We start from the raw sequence: 13,851 nt of genomic DNA on the forward strand, positions 1-13,851 counted from the left end.
TTCCGGCCGGGATTTGTGCACTCCGGTGGAACGCCGCATAATAGCGGCCCCAACTCTGCACTCCCGTTTGGTAGTTGCGGGGCCGCACCCGAGTCGGGTGACGGCATTCGCCTCGGACCGCGCCACCAGGATCCGGCTGAAATTCGGGAACGGGTAATCCCGCGACGGGACGGCGTTGCGCGCCACGCCGGCGGCCGGTCCGCCTGCCGCGGGGTTCGGGATTGCCGTCCTGTCGGCCGGAGCACCGCGTCGGCGGGGCGTCCGGAAGTGCGGAGAGCACGCGCGTGGCTCGGACCAGGTCGGATGAGGTCCCCGGCCGGAAGAGGGTGCGGGTGCGGGTCGCGTCGGTGAGCGGGGCGAGGCCGGCACGGCGGGCGGCTCCTTCGAGACCGGACCCGCGTAATTCCTGACGGTCCACGTCGCGCTGACGGTGTCACGGCGGCGTGCGGGCGTCGTGTGTCGCCAATGAGACATGTCGCAGTTGCGACACCCAGCACTAGTGACGGTTCAGGCTCTATTAGCCAATCCTTTCGGAGGGTTTTACCTCAAGCTGTACGCGTGGTGTTTTGCAGCGCGGTAATCGCCTGCACAGCGGCCGCATATGGCCTGTCCACGCCGTCAGTTCCAACCGAGCAGGGTCCAACGCCCCTCCCTGCTCGGCCTGTTCACCGGCGCCATCCGATGGCGCCGCAGAAGGAGTCCGAGTGAGACGATCCCCTCGCAAGTCGGTCGCGGGTGTGCTGATAGCCGGCGCCACGGTGCTCGCTGTCACCGCGCCGTCCGGCACCGCGACGGCCGATACGCCCCCGGCGCACACCCGTGCGGTCCGGGTCCAGCCCCGGGCGGGGGCACTGCCCGTCCAGCTCTCGGCCGCCGAGCAGGCGAGGCTGCTCGGAGCGGCTCTGGCGGGCCGAGCGGCCACCGCCCGGTCGCTGCACCTGGGGACGCAGGAGCAGCTGGTCCCCAAGTCGGTCGTCAAGGACGCCGACGGCACCGTGCACACCCGCTACGAGCGCACTTTCGCGGGGCTGCCGGTCCTCGGCGGCGACCTGGTCGTGCACACGGCTGCCGACGGGACCTCGAAGGGGGCCGACAAGGCCACCGGCACGCGCATCAGCGTGCCGAGCACCACCGCGACTCGTTCCGCCGCTTCGGCGAAAACCCTCGCGATCGGCCGTGCCAAGGCCAAGGGGGCCACCAGCCCGACGGTGACCAGCTCCCGCAAGGTGGTGTGGGCGGCGGCCTCCGGCGCCCCGGTCCTGGCCTGGGAGTCCGTTGTCGGCGGTCTGCAGGACGACGGCACCCCGAGCCGGCTGCACGTCGTCTCGGATGCGAAGACCGGCGCCAGGCTGTTCGAGTACCAGGCCATCGAGACCGGCGTCGGCAACAGTGAGTACAGCGGCAGGGTCACCTTGGGGACCTCGTTGTCGGGCTCGACGTACAGCATGACCGACAACACCCGTGGCGGCCACAAGACGTATGACCTGAACCACGGCGACTCGGGTACCGGCACGCTGTTCACCAACTCCACCGACACCTGGGGCGACGGCTCGCCGTCCACGGCCGAGACCGCCGGTGTGGACGCCGCCTACGGCGCCCAGGTCACCTGGGACTTCTACAAGAACGTGATGGGCCGCAACGGGATCCGCGACGACGGCGCCGCTGCCTATTCCCGCACCCACTACGGCGTCGCCTACAACAACGCCTTCTGGGACGACGCGTGCTTCTGCATGACGTACGGTGACGGCGACGGCGACAAGCACCCACTGACCTCGCTCGACGTAGCCGGCCACGAGATGAGTCACGGCGTCACCGCCGCCACCGCGGGTCTGGTGTACGGGGATGAGTCCGGCGGCCTCAACGAGGCGACCTCGGACATCTTCGGCACCTCGGTCGAGTTCTACGCCGACAACGCGAACGACGTCGGCGACTACCTCATCGGCGAGAAGATCGACCTCTACGGTGACGGCACCCCACTGCGCTACCAGGACAAGCCCTCACGGGACGGCGTTTCGCCGGACAACTGGTCCCCCGGCCTCGGCAACTTGGACGTGCACTACTCGTCCGGCCCGGCGAACCACTTCTTCTACCTGCTGTCCGAGGGCAGCGGCGCGAAGGTGATCAACGGCGTCAGCTACGACAGCCCCACCGCCGACGGTGTGGCGGTGCCCGGCATCGGCCGGGAGAACGCCGCCAAGCTCTGGTACAAGGCCCTGACCGAGCGCTTCACCTCCACCACCGACTACTCGGGCGCGCGTACCCAGACCCTGCAGGCCGCCGCCGACCTGTGGGGAGCCGGCAGCGCCACCTACAACACGGTCGCCGAAACCTGGGCCGCCATCGGCGTCGTCGCCCGCGTCACGGTCACCAAGCCCGCGGACCAGAACACCGTCGTCAAGACCCCCGTGAGCCTGCAGGTGCAGGCCGGCAGCAACAACCCGGGAGCGCTGACGTACTCCGCCACCGGCCTGCCGGCTGGTCTGTCGATCAACGCGACCACGGGGCTGATCTCCGGCACGCCCACCACCGTCGGTCTCGGCACCGTGACGGTCAAGGTCAAGGACTCCTCCAAGGTCACCGGCTCGGCGACCTTCGGCTGGGGAGTCACCAAGACCGGCGGCAACGTCTTCACCAACACCACCGACGTGCCGGTGCCGGACGCGGGCGCGGCCGTGTACTCCGCCATCAAGGTCTCCGGCCGGGCGGGCAACGCGCCGAGCACCCTGGCGGTCGGCGTCAACATCGTGCACCCCTACCGCGGTGACCTGGTCGTCGACCTGGTCGCCCCGGACGGCAGCCTCTACCACCTGAAGAAGTCCAACGGCTTCGACTCGGCGGCCAATGTCATCGCCACCTACACCGTCAATGCCTCCGGTGAGACCGCCGGCGGGACTTGGAAACTGAAGGTCCAGGACGCGTACCACCTGGACAGCGGCCACATCAACAGCTGGAAGCTCACCTTCTAGGCGGTGCCCCGTCCACAGCCGGACAGTGCCCGTGATCACGGCCCTGTCACCCCAGCCATACGAGAGGTATCTGACTGATGTCCACAACCCGCCCGGCGGCGGCGATAGCAACGGGATTGATGCTGGTCGCCGCAGCCGTGCCGGCAGCGTTCGCGGCGCAGCCGGACCGCGCCAAGACCGCCACCCCGCCCGCCGCCGCGCCGACGGCCCACTCCGCGACCGTACGGCTCGTGACCGGTGATCAGGTGACGGTGACGACGCTGCCCGGCGGCCGGCACACCGCGTCGGTGCAGCCCGGACCCGGGCGCGAGCACATTCCCTTCCGGACGCTGGAGGGGGACGACAAGGCACTGACCGTGATGCCGTTCGACGCCCAGGGGCTGGTGTCCGCGGGCACCCTGGACCGGCGGCTGTTCGATGTGACGGCGCTGATCGCCGACGGCTACGACGAGGCCCACACCACCGCGTTGCCACTGATCGTCTCCTCGCGGCCGGTGCCGTCACGGGTCGGAGCCAGAGTCACCGCGCAGGCGTCGAAGGCCGCCACCGCCACCGCCGACCGGCTCGTGGCACTCAAGGCGGCCGGGGCGCCCTTCCGCGACCTGGAGAGCATCCACGCTCGGTCGATGCGTGTCGCGGACCACGACCTGGGCAAGTTCTGGAAGACGCTGAACCCCGGCGGATCGTCGGACGCCGCCCGCGCGGCGGTCACTCCGCGGATCTCGCTCGACGGCAAGGTGAAGGCGCTGCTGGACCGCAGCACCGCGCAGATCAACGCCCCCACCGCGTGGAAGGCGGGCTACGAGGGCCAGGGCGTCAAGGTGGCCGTGCTGGACACCGGTGCCGACGCGAGCCATCCCGACCTCGCCGGGCGCATCGCGGAGGCCAAGGACTTCTCCGGCAGTGGGAACACCGGTGACCACTTCGGGCACGGCACGCATGTCGCCTCGATCGTCGGCGGCAGCGGCGCGGCGTCCGGCGGGACCCGCAGGGGTGTCGCGCCCAAGGCCGACCTGCTGATCGGCAAGGTGCTGGACGACAGCGGGTCCGGCGACGAGTCGGGCATCATCGCCGGCATGGAGTGGGCGACCGGCGAGCACGCCAAGGTCGTCAACATGAGCCTCGGCGCGTCCATCGAGACCGACGGAACCGACCCGCTGAGCGAGGCCGTCAACACCCTGACCGACTCCACCGGCACGCTGTTCGTCGTCGCGGCGGGCAACGAGGGACCAGGGATGTCCACCGTCGGCACACCCGGAGCGGCCGACTCCGCGCTGACCGTGGGGGCCGTCGACCGCGACGACTCGCTCGCACCGTTCTCCAGCCGCGGCCCGCGCTTCGGCGACGGGGCGGTCAAGCCCGACGTGACGGCCCCCGGGGTCGGCATCGTCGCCGCCCGCGCGGCCGGTACCACCCTGGGCGACCCGGTCGACGCCAACTACATCGCGCTGTCCGGGACCTCCATGGCCACCCCGCACGTCGCCGGCGCGGCCGCCCTGTTGGCGCAGCAGCACCCCGACTGGCAGGCGCAGCAGCTCAAGGACGCCCTGACCAGCACCGCTCACACCGTTCCTGGCACCAAGGTGACCGAGCAGGGCGGCGGTCGCATCGACCTGGCGACGGCCATCGGTCCGGTCACGGCCACCGGCTCCGTCACCCTCGCGCCGCTCCAGATCGGCGGCGCCGCGGGGCAGCGGCAGGCGGCCACCCTCCACTACACCAACACAGGCGACCACCCGATCACCTTCTCCCTGACGGCCAACCTGGCCACGGACACCGGGAGGGCGCTTCCTGCCGGAGTGCTCAGCCTGGGCTCCGACACCGTGCAACTGGCCGCCGGCGCCACCGCCGACGTGCCGCTGCGCACCGACGCGGCGCGCGCCGTCCGCGGTGGCTTCTACGGCTACGTCACCGCGAAGTCCGCATCCGGCGAGGTGCTCGCGCACACCACGGTCTCCCTCGTGGTGCACGCCCCGCAACACCGGCTGACCGTGGTCGTCCGGGACCGCAACGGCAAGGTCGTGCCCGGCTCGCTGCCGAACATCTGGAGCCCCGCCGGCTGGGCGCAGTACACCGACCGGGACGCGGCGGTCGCCGTCGTGGAAGAAGGCACGTACTACCTCAACTCCGGTTTCTACGACACGACATCGGACGGCGACCAGGTGGGCGACATCGTCGTCCCCGAAGTCAAGGTCACCAAGGACACGACGGTGACGCTCAACGCCGCCGATGTCACCGAGGTGAAGATCCACACGCCGCGCCCGGCCGAACAGCACGGCGTCATCAGCACCATGCTGCACCGCGAGATCGATGGTCACGGCCTCCTCCAGGGCGCCCTGTACTTCGACACCGTCAATCACCTCTACGTCAGCCCCACCGCTCCGGTCACCGACGGCGCCTTCGAGTACCACTCGCGCTGGCAGATGGTGGCCCCGCAGCTGCGCGCGAAGATGTCCGGCAGCTCGCAGGTGTTCACGCCGTACTACGAGCCGTACTCCCCGGTCTTCGGGGACCGTGGCGCACGGCTGACCGCCGTGGACGCCGGTTCCGTGACGGCGCCCGAACTCCGCAACGTGCGCGGCAAGTTGGCCGTGGCCCGGTACACGTGGCCCACGGGCGACTACGCCGGCTTCTCACGGCTCGCCGCGGCGGCCGGGGCCAAGGCGGTGCTTTTCGCCTGGGAACCGACCGGGCGAGCCGCCTGGACCAGGTGGCAGCCGGACGGTGACCGGTTGGAGCTGCCCTCGATGCGGACCGACTGGAAGAACGGGGGCGCCGTGCTGGATCGCATCAAGAAGGGCACCACGACGCTGGAGTTCTCCGGCACGGTGAACAGCCCGTATCTGTACGACGTGATGCCGGTCTCGAAGGGCTCCATCCCCCAGCGGATGGTCTACACCGTCTCGGATCGAAACACCGCGCAGGTCAGCGCCACGTACACCCGCACCGGCGCCTCGGCCTGGGCGAGTGAGCAGCGGTTCGCATGGCGGCCGTACGAGGACACCGCGTGGAACCAGTACAGCCGCTACGTGCCTGTGGGCCAGACCCGCGTCGAGTACGTGAGCAGCGCCGCGGACACGCTGTGGAACCACTTCGTGCACCACAACGTCGTCTGGATCCCGGACTTCGCCCTGCAGGCCGGGTCGCACGACGCCCCGCACACCTACCGGCCCGGCCAGCACGCCACGGAGCGGTGGTTCGGAGCAGTGGTCCGACCGTCGATCCCGCGCGGCTTCGCCATGAAGTCGGTGCGCAACGGCGACACCCTGTCGGTGTACGTTCCGGAGTTCAACGACTCCGGCACCGGCCACTGGTCGTTCTCCGAACTGCCGTCGTTCGGCGGCGGTGTCGGCGGCGCCACGGTCAACGACAGCGATCCCTTCCCCGTGCCCGACACGGCCACAGCGGTGCTCTACCGCAACGGGAAGCAGATCGTCACGTCCAACAACGGCGCCTGGGGCAACCTGGAAGTGCCCCCGGGCAAGGCCACATACGCTCTGGACCTGACGACGGCCCGCGAATCCGACGACTGGCACTTCGGCACCGACACGCACACGTCGTGGACGTTCCACTCGGACACCACGGCCGGCGCGACCATGCTGCCGCTGCTCCAGCTCGACTACAACGTACCGGTCAACACCCGGAACGCGGTGAGCCGAGCACGCATGCACACGCTCGGTGTCAACGTCCGTATGCAGGACGGCATGGCCGCCCCGCACGGGGTGAAGCTGAAGGTCGAGGCGTCCTACGAGGACGGGAAGAACTGGACGACGGTGCATACGGTGCGGCGCGGCAGCGACGGACAGTTCATCGCCAACCTGCAGCGGCCGTCGTACATACACCGCGACGCGTACGTGACCCTGCGGGTGACCGCAACGGACGCGGCCGGCAACAAGGTTCAGCAGACCGTGGTCCGCGCGTTCCTGCAGCCCGGCCCCAAGTGATCCGCCGGTAACCACCGGTGGCGTGCACCGTCCCGGCCTGAGCGCGGCGGGTGCCGGGGTCTTCGTACCCCGGCACCCGCCGCGTCGTTTGGCGTCGTCCGGGGACGCCCAGGATGCCCGGCGAGACCACCCCGGCGCAGCGCGCACATCGGGGTCGAAGCCCTTGATCGCGCGGTATCAGTGGATGAGGACGCGGAGGTGACCTTCACGGTGGGTCGTGGAAGCGCCGAGTGCGGGCCGTACCGCTGTCCCTGCTGCGGCTTCATCACCCTGGCCGAGCGTGGAGGCTTCGAGATCTGCGCTGTCTGCCGCTGGGAGGACGACGGCCAGGACGAGCACGATGCCGGCGAGGTGCGCGGCGGCCCCAACCGCGGCCTCAGCCTGCGCGAACCTCGCCGGAACTTCCACGTGTTCGGCGCGCGCGACGAGCGCGGTGCCCACTTCGCTCGCGCTCCGCTGCCGGAAGAGCACCCTGGCAGCGGCACACCCTATGGAATCGGCACCCTCTACACGGGGTCCTGACCCCCCGAGCTTGAGCCGGACCACACGCGCACCAGATCGAGCGGGGAACAGCTGGGACCCTCGGTGAAAGCAACCGAGCTCCACAGGGCCACGCATCAGCCCTTCGCCCGGTCCAGCCCACCAACTGACCGCCGGAGCCCCAGTTTCCCAGGCTGAAGTTCCCGATCCACCGGCGCTGACAAGGCGTCAGGTTCGGCAGGGCGGGGTCACTGCCCGGAGTCCGCCGTCCGACGCGGACCACGCACTTCCGGACGGCGAGACCTCCAGGGAACGCGGGGCGGTCAGCCTGTTGGCCGCGCCTCCAGCATTTTCCTCGCTTCGGCGACCACGGCCGGGTCGGTGACGAAGTGGGTGTCCTGCTCGGCGGACGCGCTGGAGGCGCCGAGGGGGATCCACGCGCCACCGCGTCGGGGTTCGGCGCGGCGCTTCGCCGAGAGGTGGACGGCGGCCACGCCGGCGGCGGTCAACGCCGGGATGTCGGCGGGGAGTACACCGCCGCCCGCCATCACCTGCACACCGGGCGCGATGTCGACCATGGCGGTGAGCCGGGTCAGCCCCTGGCCGGCTGCCGGGGCGCCGCCGGAGGTGAGCACCCTGGTGAGCCCCAGGGCGGGCAGCAGCGCGGCGGTGGCGACCGGATCCGCGGACACGTCGATCGCACGGTGCAGCGTCACCTCGACAGGGCGGCCCGTGTCGTGAGCCGCCGCGACGAAGCGGGCGACGGCAGCGGTGTCCAGGCTGCCGTCGGCGGTGAGCGCCCCGACCACCACGCCGGAGGCTCCGGAGGCGATCACGGTCCGCACCTCGGCGACCATCAGGGCGGTTTCCTCGGCGTCGTAGACGAAGTCGCCCGGTCGGCAGCGGACCAGCACATGGACCGGCAGGCCCACCGCGGCGACCGCCTCGACCAGGGCGGCCGACGGGGTCAGACCGCCCAGTTCCAGACCGGTGCAGAGTTCGACGCGATCGGCTCCGTGCTCGAGGGCGACACGGGCGCCGGCCGGTGAGGTGACGGCGATCTCCAGTGCGGGCCGCGGTGCCGGTGCGGCCGGGGCGCGTTGCCCGCGTCCGGGAACCTCGACAGCGGCCATCGGTGCGGAGGCCGCCCCCGCACCGTGGGCCCGGGTCGCGTCGGGTCGGGTCGGGTCGAGCGGCCGGCTGATGCGCTCGCTCACTCGTCGTCCCCGGTCAGCGGCTGCTCGGAAGCCGGGATGATACGGGCCGTCAGGTCCGGGGCGGCCATGTCACGGTCGAAGGGGAACATGGGGCGGCGAATACGACGGTGACCGAGGCGCACCAGGTCCTGGTCGACGCCGCCGGGGGTGAGGGCCATCTTCCAGCCGACCGACATGTCGAACAGCTCGGGCTCCAGGTACCCGATCTTGACGATCACGATGTCGGCGGAACGCGGTGCGAGGTCGAGGTCGGTGAAATCGTGCTCGTGGTGGTACGGCTTGCGCAGCCTGGTGAGGATCGCGTACACGCTGCCCACGCGGATGACGACCTCGGTCTCGGCGTCCCGGTCACCGTGCCGGATCGCGTGGACCACGCCGGTGAGGGTGACGGGGCCGGCGTGCCGGTCGTCGACCTCCGCGCCGGCGGTGACGGTGACGACGGCGCCGATGCCCGCGGCGACGGCGGTCTCGATCCCGGTGGGGGCGGGCACCGAGGCGTAGATGACGGTCGGCCCGTCCTCCTTCTGGAACTCGGGACGTTCCAACAGCCGGGTCAGGCCCCAGGTGACGTCGCCGGCGCCTCCTGCGGTGGGGTTGTCGCCCGTGTCGCTGATGAAGTAGGGCCGCTGGTCGGAGGCCAGGGCCTCGTCGAGGAGTTCGTCATAGGTGCCGGTCGGGGCGACGAAGTCGAAGTCGTGACGGGCCTCCCAGAACCCCCGGGCGAGGCGTTCGGCCCCGGCCGAGACGGCCGCCGTGTCGTCGCCGGTGACGACCACGACGGCGCGGTTGCGGGGCTCGTCCGCCCATGCGTACCCGACCCAGATGGCGGCGTCCGTCACGCCGTCGGTGGCCTCGACCTCGTCGACCGCCGCGTACACGCTCTTCGCGGGCTCGATCCGGGTGGAGGTCTGCTCGCCGGCCAAGAGCACAGGAACCGGCACCCACGCCTTGACCGGGCGAGGGCTGCCGGAGACCAGCAGTTCGACCAGGTTGCGCACGGCGCGCTCCTTGGTCTCCATGTGGTCCTCGTGCGGGGCCATCCGGTAGCAGGTGATCAGGTCGCTGCGATGGGCGAGTTCGCGGGAGACGTTGCCGTGCAGGTCCATCGAGGTGGAGACGATCACGTCCGGGCCGAGGGTGGCGCGGATGCGCTCCAGCAGCACGGCCTCGGCGTCGTCGATCCCTTCCACGGTCATGGCGCCGTGGATGTCGTACCAGAGACCGTCCAGCCGGGGCAGCACGGCGAGGCGTTCGATGAGTTCGTCGGTGAGCGCGGTCCAGGCGGCGGCGGTGACGGTTCCGCCGGGCAGCGACTTGCCGACCAGGGCGCCGTGCCATTCGGCGGCCTCGCGCAGTTCCTCGCCCGGGGCCAGGAAGGGGTATCGGTCGAACACCCCTGCACCGCGCGAGGGATGGAAGGCGGGCGCGTCGGTGCGGGCGGGAGAGAAGGTCGAGGACTCGATGCCGAGGCCGGCGACGGCGATGACCGGGCGGGCGACGGCGGTGCGGGTGTGCGTCATGGCTCCTCGTGCGGGGTGATGCGTAGTGGGCGGTGCGGGCGGTGTGCGTGGTGTGGGCGGTGCGGGAGATTCGTTCCGCGGGGCTCGGACTCCTGCCCGGGATCCCCTTTGCGGTCGGGGGCGGGGCCCCGGGCCTCGGGCCCCGGACTTTCTTCGCTTCCTTCAGGACTTCGTTTCCGGCACGGGGTCGGCCGCCGGACGGCTCCGGTTGTCGGAGGGCTTCGGCGTCGTCGGACCGTGTCCGGGACGGGAGTTCGCCCGGGTCGGGGCGCGATGAGCGGCGTCAGCCACTTCTTGGGGGCGTGAGGATGTGGAACCGGTCCGCGCCGGTGCCGCCGGCATCGCCCAGAGCGCGGGCCAGGGCGCGCTGCAGGGCGAAGAGCCCGACTCCGGCCAGTCCCGCGTCGGCACCGAGGACGGCCCGCTCGATGGTGAGGTGTTCGGTCACCAGCGGGTGGCAGCTGTCGTAGAGCTGGCTGCGCACCGCGGCGACGAACGGTTCGAGGGTGGAGAGGATGCCACCGAGATAGACGGCGTCCGGATTGAAGAAGTTGACGTTGGCGGCGAGCACCTGGCCGAGGTGCTCGCCGGCCCGGCGCACGGCGCGGGTAGCTTCCGGGTCCGCGTCGGTGGCGAGCTGGACGACTTCCTCGGTGCTGGTGACGTCCAGACCCCGTTCGCGCAGGATACGGACGAGCGCGGCGCCGGACGCCACGGTCTCGAGGCAGCCGGTGTTGCCGCAGGAGCAGGGGACGTCGGCGCCGCCGTCGATACGGATGTGGGTGATGTCACCGGCGGCACCGGTGGCACCCCGGTAGAGGTGGCCGTCGATGATGACGCCGGCGCCGATCGCCGAGCCGATCTTGACCGTGATCGTCCGTCGGTGCTCGGCGGGCCTGACGCTCTGCTCGCCGACCGCCATGCAGTTGGCGTCGTTGTCGACCACGGCCGGGACCCCGAAGCGCTCCTCGAGCCAGGCAGCGACCGGGAAACGGTTCCAACCGGGCATCCGGGAGGGCAGGACGACGGCGCCCGCGGCCACGTCCACCGGCCCCGGCAAGGAGAGTCCGACGCCCCGCAGCCGGTCGCGTCCACGCCGCTCGGCGAGGGACTCCAAGTGCTCGGCGAGTCTCGGCAGGGCGGCCTCGGGACCGTCGGCGATCTCGAAGGAGACGTTGGCGACGTCGCGGACACCGTTGCCCGGGAGCACCACACCGATCCGGGCGTGGCGGCCGCCGACATCGGCGGCGACCGCGTATTCGTCGGTGCTGCCCGCCCTGAGCACCCTGCGGGGGCGGCCTCCGGTCGAGGACTGGGTGCCCTCCTCGGCGATGAGCCCGCGCTCGACCAGCTCGGCCACGGTGAGGGAGATGGTGGAGGGGGCCGTGCCGAGGAGTTGCGCGAGTTCGGCGCGGGACGACGCCTGTCCTGATGCGACGAGTTCGAGGACCCGCGTGGCGAGGGTCGCGCTCTTCGACGCGGTGCCCTTCGGGGACACGCCCTTGGTGCCCTTGCGGTCCCGTGCACTTATTTCAGTCATGTACGAAGTAACTTCCGCGCTGTTGGGTGTGCCGGAGACAGTACGCCCGTTGCTGCCGACGGGGAACGGTTTCGCGAAGAAAGACGAAGGAAGGCAAAGGAAGTCGAAGGTGAGGGGAGAGTGCCGACGCGAAGGCAATTCGACCTAAACCATCACATAGCGACTGCTCGAGGTGCCTGAAGCGAGCGCTTCAGACTTTATTCGAGATCGCAGTAACTTATTTGTTATTAAATCTTGTTTGTTTGTTCGGCTGGTCCGTCGTTGACTGTCGCCATACACAGCGCCGAATCCCGCGGCGCCGGTTCTGGGTCCTCCCATGACGTTTGCGGGTCCTTTCAGTCTGAGGAGAGTCATGTTCCTTGATCACACGGCCGCCGGCCGCCGCTGGGCCCTCGTCGCGGGTGCCGCCGCCGTCACCGGCGCGCTGGTCACCGGCTGTTCCGGCGGCGGTATCTCGTCCTCCGGTTCGGCGTCGTCGGACACGATCAACTACGCCCTCCCTGCGAACTTCACGCCGAACTGGATCCTCCCGATCGGCACCGCCTCGCACCTGAACACCAACAACTCCTCCATATCCCAGGCCGCCTGGGAGCCGCTGATCGCGTATGACGGCTCCACCGGCAAGGTCGGTTGGAACAAGGACAACTCCTTGGCCACCGAAGCGCAGTTCGCCCCGGACAGCAAGAGCGTGACGATCACCCTCGACCAGCGTCACTGGAGCGACGGCAAGCCGATCACCTCACGCGACGTGGAGTTCTGGTTCAACCTGGTCAAGGCCGACAAGGCGGACTGGGCCAGCTACAGCCCGGGCAAGGCGCCGGACAACTGGGCCTCCTTCAAGACGGTCGACGACACGCACTTCACGATCACCTTCGACAAGGCCTACAACCAGGAGTGGATGCTCGCCAACGAGCTGAGCATGATCCGCCCGATCCCGCAGCACGTCTGGGACAAGACCAGCGACGCGGGCGCCGTCTCCGACCTCGACCGCACCGCCGCCGGCGCCAAGCAGGTCTGGACGTACCTCAACAACGCCGCCAAGAAGATCTCCGGCTACGCGACCGACCCGCTGTGGAAGACGGTCAGCGGCCCGTACACGATCAAGTCGTTCTCCACCGCGGGCAAGGTCCAACTGACCGCCAACGCGAAGTACGACGGCGGCGGCAAGGCCAACATCAAGAACGTTAATCTGCTGCCGTTCACCACGACCGACGCCGAGGAGAACGCCCTCCGCGCCGGCACCGTCGACTACGGCTACATCAACGCCACGGACCTGGGACAGGAGTCGTCCTTCAAGGCCAAGGGCTACTCGGTGAAGCCGTGGAGCGGCTGGGCGATCACCTACATGCCGTACAACTTCAACAACCCCGCTATGGGCCCGGTGTTCAAGCAGCTGTACGCCCGCCAGGCGATCCAGATGTCGGTGGACCAGACCACCCTCTCCAAGGTGGTCTTCAACGGCAGCGCCGTCTCCACCTACGGCCCGATTCCGCAGGGTCAGGAGTCGTCCTTCGTCTCCTCCGAGCAGAAGAACAACCCGTACCCCTTCGACGCCGTCAAGGCGAAGAAGCTGCTCACCGACCACGGATGGACCGAGCAGGGCGGCACCATGGTGTGCAACGCCCCCGGCACCGGCGGCAACCAGTGTGGCGCGGGCGTCGACAAGGGCACCAAGTTCGAGATGCAGGTGCTGTCCCAGTCCGGCTCGACCGTGACCGACAACATGATGAGTGCGCTGCAGTCGTCGTTCGCGAAGACCGGCATCAAGTTCGGTATCAAGACCGCCCCGGTCAACTCCGTCCTGTCGCAGGCCGGACAGTGCACCGCCGGCAAGTCGAGCTGTTCGTGGCAGCTGTCCTTCTTCGGCACCGCGGGCAGCTGGTACTTCCCCGCCTACCCGAGCGGCGACTCGCTCTTCGCCTCCGGGGGCGGCTCCAACTTCGGCAGCTACTCGAACGCCGACGTCGACAAGCTGATCACCGAGACCACCACCTCTTCCTCGAACGAGGCGGTGCAGAAGTACAGCGCCGCACTCGCCAAGGACCTCCCCGTGATCTGGCTGCCGGAGCCCGACTACCAGATCTCCGTGGTCAAGAACGGCCTCGGCGGCTTCGCCCAGGACTCGCTCGCCAACTTCCACCCCGCCATGTGGAAGTGGACCAAGTAAGCCCGGTCGGTGCCGGC

Annotated in this window: 7 protein-coding genes; 4 read left to right on the forward strand and 3 right to left on the reverse strand. The window is 69.9% G+C overall.

Translation table 11 applies throughout. The features are described 5' to 3' along the window. The first annotated feature begins 704 nt into the window (after positions 1–704). From ACFVTC_RS17875 to ACFVTC_RS17885, 3 genes are all read left to right on the forward strand, one after another. Positions 705–2,966, forward strand: coding sequence for a M4 family metallopeptidase (locus ACFVTC_RS17875; RefSeq protein ID WP_390127921.1), 2,262 nt, complete (start codon positions 705–707; stop codon positions 2,964–2,966). 77 nt (positions 2,967–3,043) lie between these two features. Next, the gene (locus ACFVTC_RS17880) at positions 3,044–6,910 is read left to right on the forward strand and encodes a S8 family serine peptidase (protein WP_390127923.1); all 3,867 of its coding nucleotides are present in this window, start codon (positions 3,044–3,046) and stop codon (positions 6,908–6,910) included. Positions 6,911–7,108: 198 nt separating this feature from the next. Beyond that, on the forward strand, positions 7,109–7,432 hold the full coding sequence (locus ACFVTC_RS17885) for a CPCC family cysteine-rich protein (protein WP_390127925.1): 324 nt from the start codon (positions 7,109–7,111) through the stop codon (positions 7,430–7,432). A gap of 281 nt (positions 7,433–7,713) precedes the next feature. On the opposite strand, the gene ACFVTC_RS17890 is transcribed toward ACFVTC_RS17885, so the two are convergent. From ACFVTC_RS17890 to ACFVTC_RS17900, 3 genes are all read right to left on the reverse strand, one after another. Continuing rightward, positions 7,714–8,523 (reverse strand): copper homeostasis protein CutC, encoded by an 810-nt coding sequence (locus tag ACFVTC_RS17890; RefSeq protein WP_390128399.1) that lies wholly within the window; start codon positions 8,521–8,523, stop codon positions 7,714–7,716. Between the two features lie 80 nt (positions 8,524–8,603). Next, on the reverse strand, positions 8,604–10,127 hold the full coding sequence (locus ACFVTC_RS17895) for a M81 family metallopeptidase (protein WP_390127927.1): 1,524 nt from the start codon (positions 10,125–10,127) through the stop codon (positions 8,604–8,606). A gap of 283 nt (positions 10,128–10,410) precedes the next feature. Beyond that, positions 10,411–11,667 (reverse strand): ROK family protein, encoded by a 1,257-nt coding sequence (locus ACFVTC_RS17900; protein ID WP_390127928.1) that lies wholly within the window; start codon positions 11,665–11,667, stop codon positions 10,411–10,413. 352 nt (positions 11,668–12,019) lie between these two features. On the opposite strand from ACFVTC_RS17900, the gene ACFVTC_RS17905 reads away from it, so the two are divergent. Further along, entirely contained in the window at positions 12,020–13,834 is a 1,815-nt protein-coding gene (locus ACFVTC_RS17905) for a peptide ABC transporter substrate-binding protein (protein WP_390127929.1), read from the forward strand. The last annotated feature ends 17 nt before the right edge of the window (positions 13,835–13,851 follow it).

The sequence above is a fragment of the Streptomyces sp. NPDC057950 genome (assembly GCF_042887295.1).
In the GTDB taxonomy this organism is placed as follows: Bacteria; Actinomycetota; Actinomycetes; order Streptomycetales; family Streptomycetaceae; genus Streptomyces; species Streptomyces kaempferi.

Coding starts and splice junctions, on each gene's coding strand:
- ACFVTC_RS17880 (WP_390127923.1), top strand. CDS start 3,044: ATGTCCACAACCCGCCCGGCGGCGGCGATAGCAACGGGATTGATGCTG.
- ACFVTC_RS17890 (WP_390128399.1), bottom strand. CDS start 8,523: ATGGCCGCTGTCGAGGTTCCCGGACGCGGGCAACGCGCCCCGGCCGCA.
- ACFVTC_RS17895 (WP_390127927.1), bottom strand. CDS start 10,127: ATGACGCACACCCGCACCGCCGTCGCCCGCCCGGTCATCGCCGTCGCC.
- ACFVTC_RS17900 (WP_390127928.1), bottom strand. CDS start 11,667: ATGACTGAAATAAGTGCACGGGACCGCAAGGGCACCAAGGGCGTGTCC.
- ACFVTC_RS17905 (WP_390127929.1), top strand. CDS start 12,020: ATGTTCCTTGATCACACGGCCGCCGGCCGCCGCTGGGCCCTCGTCGCG.